Below are 5,277 nucleotides of genomic sequence, written 5' to 3' on the forward strand. Positions count from 1 at the left end.
TGCGGAAAACAAGCCTAGGGGTGTAGTGGGTGCCGGTGTTCTTCCGCAGCGGCGACTCGGTGACGTACAGCCCGTCCTCCAGAACCACGACGGGCTGGCCGCGCAGGTCCGTGCGCAGCAGGCCGTGGAACGGCAGCAGCCGCTCGGCGGTTGGGTAGTCGCCGCGGGTCACGGCGAGCAGGGCCTTGCGGGCCTCCTCCCGCTCGCCGGCCTCCAGCGGAACGAGCCGGCGCTCGACCGCCTTCGGCGCGCCGATCCCACTGGCGGCGAACCTCTCGGCGAGCGCGGCGGCGAGCAGCGGGCGGCCCCGGTGACGCGAGGCGAGCTCCTCCAGCTCGGACAGCTTCGCCTCGGCCTCCAGCCCCTCCCGGCCGACTAGGCCGACGACCACCTCCGCGGCCGGGGCGCGTTCGGCGTCGTAGGAGAGCAGACCCTCGTAGACGTAACCGATCTGCTCGACGTCCAGCGAGCGGAAGCTCAGCGTCCGCCGCGCCCGGGACTTCCCGCTGCCGACCTGGATGTACTGGACGGCACGCAGCATGTGCAGCACCGTGCGATCGTCCACCCCGAGCGGCAGCCACGGATGGGCGGCCGGGTCGAACAGCGACCCGGCGTAGGCATGCATGCGCAGCCGGGAATGATCGACCCCCGCGTACACGGCGGTGAACAGGGCGCGCAGCCGGTGCCAGGCCGCCGTCGACTGCTCCAAGTCGTCCTCGGTCGCGCCGTCGTAAAGCTGCTGTTCCAGCTCGGCGCACAGCCGGCCGGCGGAGTAGGTGCTCGCGTACAGGTCGTTGCCGGCGGGCAGCAGGCCGCGTTCCTCGGCGTAGAGCAGGAAGACGATGCGCATCATCACCGCGACCGCGCCCCGGTAGACGTCGTGCGCGTCGACGTCGCGCAGCCCGGCGCCACCCCGGTCCCGCTCGGCGACGTGCCAGCGGCCGAAGGCGGCGACGAGCAGCTCCACGGTCTGGCGGACCTGGACGCCGAGCGCCTCGGTGATCTCCTCCTGGCTGCCGAGGCTCGCCTTCAGCAACGGGACCAGCGTCTCGTCGTCGGGCACGCCGAAGAAGCGCCGCCGGCACAGCAGCGACACGAACGCCCGCACGACGTCGCGCTCGGCCGCCTCCGGCCAGGACACCGCGTCGAACACCGCCGTCGACGTCACCCCGCCGCGCGGCGCCCAGACCAGCGCCCACTGCCGGCCGTTCGTCACCAGCGCGAGCTCGATCCCGTGATGCCGGCAGGCGATCGCCGCCCGGTCCACCGGCGTAGCCGCCCAGGCCTGCCCGGCGATCCGCGCCGTCGGGGACTGTGACGGCGCGACGACCAGACCGAGCACGCGGACCGCGTCCGGTTTCACCTCGGACGGCCTCGCGGCCACCGTGTCCGGATCGACGAGGACGAAGGACGGCACGATGCGCGCGTCGTGCTCGCCGACGTCGACGGTGAACGAGCGCAGCGCGCCGTCCGCGCCGTCCGTGTCATCTGTGTCATCTGTGTCATCTGTGTCATCGGGCAGGATGAGCGTGTTCCCCCAGCCGAGTAGCTCGCCGAGGACGAAACGCACCCAGGCCGCCTGGCCGCCAGCGGGATCGTCCAGCCAGGCGGTGTGCTCCCGGCGCAGGCGTTCCCGGGTCTTCTTCTCCAGCGGGTCGAGCGTCGGCCAGACCCGCCGGAACACGGGCAGGCTGAGGAACGGCCCGCTGACCTCGATGAGGCTTAGCCATTCGCGGTGCTGCACGGAGCCGTCCGGCGCGGGCGGCCGGCGCCGACCCCCACCGCCACCGCTGCCCCCGCCGCCACCGCTGCGACCTCCGGGGATGCCCCGGCCCCGCGTGGTGGCACCCACGGTGCTCATCGCGCCTCCTCCGCTGCCGGCACGACCAGGACGACCGCGACGGGGAACTGGTGCTGCCTCGGGTCACGGTATCGCTGCGCGATCACGTCGAGCTCCCGTCGCCGTTCCTGGTCCAGCCGGTCGAGCCGGTCCTGCCACGCCTGCCGGTCCTTGCGGTACTGGGCCAGCTCCTCGCGGCCCCTGGCGATCTCGAACCGGCTGAACAGGGCGTCCTCGTCGTTCTCCGGATCCTCGATCGCACCGCGCAGCGTCGCGGCGAACTGATCGAGGATAGTGGTGATCCGATTCTCCTCGGCAGCCCGGCGCTGGCCGAGGAGGCGGGTCAGCGACTCCTGGCGGGTCCTCGTCCGCCACTCCAGAGCGGAGAGCACCCCGGGCCGCACTGCCGGCCAGCGCTCGGCGAGCCGCTCCCGTGTCTCCCCGGAGACGGGCCGGCCGGCGGCGAGCGCGGTACCGACGAGATCGCCGAGGACCGTCAGGTTCTCCAGGCGGCGGAACCGCCCGGTCGCCGGCGCCCAGCCGCCCGCGTACAGGACCTCCTCGTGCAGCCGGACGCCGTCCGCGCCCACCAGCACGAACCGGGAGAACGCGCCGATCAGCACCTCCTCGCAGCGCGGATCGTCCGAGCGCACGGCGGTGACCCGGTGCAGCCCGACGTCGGCGTTGGAGACGGCGCCCCGCAGCAGCCTTGTCGACATGTCGACGAGGCGGTGGCCGAGGTGCGCGAGCACGACGTCGTCGCGGTCCTTCGCCACGGCCGGGTCGAAGGTGATCGGCCGCTGGCGCGGCGGCGTGCCCGAGGGAAGGTCCTCACGGCGCAGCTTCTCGGTGAGCCCCGCGGAGGCGCGCTGCCACGAGCCGGTGAGCGTCGGCACCGTGAACAGCCCCTCGGCGTGCTCCTTCTCATCGACGTACGGGGTGAGTGCCTGTTGGCGGGCGAGGCTCAGCGCCGTGCCAACGACGCGGCGCACCGCCGCCGGGGTGATGCCGAGCTCGCGGACCGTGTCGTCGAGGTTCGCCCGCAGCCGGCGCACCTGCTCGCGCACGTTCTCCGCGACCGGGACGGTGCCCCCGGCGGCCACGGAGCCGCCCGGACCGACGTCGAGGTCGTCGGGACCGACGTCGATCCGCTCCCCCAGCATCCGACGCTGCACCCGATCGGAGAGCACCGCGTTGACCGACCCGAGGTCGGCCTTCATCTGCGCGACCTTCTTCACCACCCGCGACAGGAACTCCAGGTCGGCCTCAAAGGAGTCGACGGTGCCCGACCAGCCGGAGCCGACGAAGTGCCGGATCTCCGGGGAGCGGCGCTGCCCGTACCGGTCGATGCGGCCGATCCGCTGCTCCAACTTATTCGGGTTGAACGGGATATCGTAGTTGACCAGCCGGTGGCAGTGATTCTGCAGGTCGATGCCCTCACTCGCCGCATCGGTGGCGAGCAGGACCCGCATCGGATGCTCGCTCGGTTCGGCCTGGAAGGCGAGCCGCAGCTGCTCGCGCTCGTCGACGGACAGCCCGCCGTGCAACAGGCCGAGCCGCTCCCCGGCGAACCCCTCCTGGCGCAGCAGTCCGGCGAGCCAGATCTGCGTGTCGCGGTACTCGGTGAACACGACGACCCGCTCGTCGAACCAGTGCCGCCCGTCCGGCCGGCACACCGCGTTCAGATAATCGAGCAGCGCGCGGGCCTTGGCGTCCGGCTCGGCCTCGTGGGCGTCCGCCCAGCGCCGCATCCGGTCCAGCAGCTCGATCTCGCCGTCGGTGGGATCGAGTTGCATCGGCCCGATCCGGCCGAGGGCGTCGTCCTCGGCGTCGGCGAGCTGCTCGTCGTCCAGGGTCGCGACGTCGTCGAAGTAGGCCTCCATCCACGGCTCGGGCATCCATGGCCCAGGCGCCCCCGGCCCAGGCATCCCCGGCCCGGCCTCGTCCGCGAGGCGGGACGCGTGGGCCGGGCGCCCGTGCCGGGACACGAGGGTCTCCCGGTAGACGCCCACGGTGTGGCCGAACGCCGCCGGGGAGGAGAACAACCGCTTCTTCAACAGCAGGGTCACCAGGTCGGTCGCCTTGCGGCCGCGCGGCGAATCCAGCCGGGCCCGGCGCAGTGCGGCAAACTCCTTGAGCAGGCCGTGGATCTCCCGTTCGCCGTCCGGGTAGACCACCGGCATGTCGATCGAGCGGCGCCGGTGGAACCGCGGGGTGCCGTCCGCGTTCTCGATGCTGCTTTTCAACCGGCGGACCACGACCTCGTCCACGGCCGTCCGGTCCGGCTCGACGCCCCGGGCGAACCGCTGGTCGTCGAGGATCTCCAGCAGCGCGGTGAACGAGGCGAGGTAGCCGTTGTGCGGGGTGGCGGACAGGAACAGCCGGTGGGTGAAGTGCGGCGCGAGCCGGCGGATCAGCTTGGTCTGCTGGGAGTCGACGGCGTAGACCTGCCTGGGCGCGGCCGGGGCGATGTGATGGGCCTCGTCGAGAATGAGCAGGTCGAAGGTCCGCGGGTAGGTCGGCTGACCATCGCCGGGCAGCACCTCGTCGAGCAGCCGCTGCGCCTTCGGGCCACGCAGCCAGGGCAGGCTGACGATCGTCAGCGGGTAGACCTCGAACGGGTTCGCCCCGCTACCGTGCGAGCGACGGACCGCCGCGCAGCGCTCCGCGTCAATGATCGTGAAATCGCGGCCAAACTTCTCGGCCATCTCGTCACGCCATTTCAGGGTGAGCCCGGCCGGACAGACAATCATGATGCGGCGCGCCCGGTGCCGCAGCAGCAGCTCCTCGGCGACCAGCCCGGCCTCGATGGTCTTACCGAGGCCGACATCGTCGGCGAGCAGGAGGTTCACCCGGGGCGCCGCAAGGGCGCGCGCCACCGGCTCGAGCTGGTAGTCCTCGACGGCCACCCCCGAGCGGAACGGAGCCTGCAGCCGCCGGGCGTCCGCGGAGGTCACCGCCGACCAGCGCACCGCGTCGAGGAAGGCGGCCAGCCGGCCCGGTGGGTCGAAGCCGCCTTGGGTGACGTCGGGCAGCGAACCACTGGGCAGGACCCGCCGGCCCGGCTCGACCTCCCAGATCACCTCGACGGTGCGGCCGTAGCGACCGTCCTCCACACTCTGGAGGGTGACCAACGTGCTCGTGCTCGGCGCCCCGTCGGCGGCCGGTCCGTCGATGTCCGCGACCACCCACTTCTGACCACGGACCTCCACCAGCGCGCCGATGTCGGGACGCTCGTCAGATGCCGGCACCCCCGGACCCGGCCCCGTCCCGCCCATGGCCTGCTGGCGGACGCGGCGTGCTGACGGAGCACGTTCGGTCGTCGAACTCGGCACCTGATACCCCCCTTGGTGAACAGCCCGACCAGTCTGGCAGGACGCCGGGCGACCGATTCCCGGCCCGGTGGCACCGTGCCGGCTCTCTTCGGTCCCCATCTC

The 5,277-nt window shown here is 72.4% G+C and carries 1 protein-coding gene and 1 pseudogene; both read right to left on the bottom strand.

What is annotated here, in order from left to right:
* Window positions 1-1,861 (bottom strand): annotated as a pseudogene (locus AC08OJ_RS18310) (Eco57I restriction-modification methylase domain-containing protein); the annotation flags it as partial.
* A complete protein-coding gene (gene drmD, locus AC08OJ_RS18315) occupies window positions 1,858-5,175 on the bottom strand; it encodes a DISARM system SNF2-like helicase DrmD (protein WP_476596371.1) in 3,318 nt (1,105 codons plus the stop codon). The gene drmD and the pseudogene AC08OJ_RS18310, both read right to left, overlap by 4 nt.
* Window positions 5,176-5,277: the final 102 nt, after the last annotated feature.

It is taken from the genome of Frankia sp. CgKIO3, assembly GCF_977946435.1.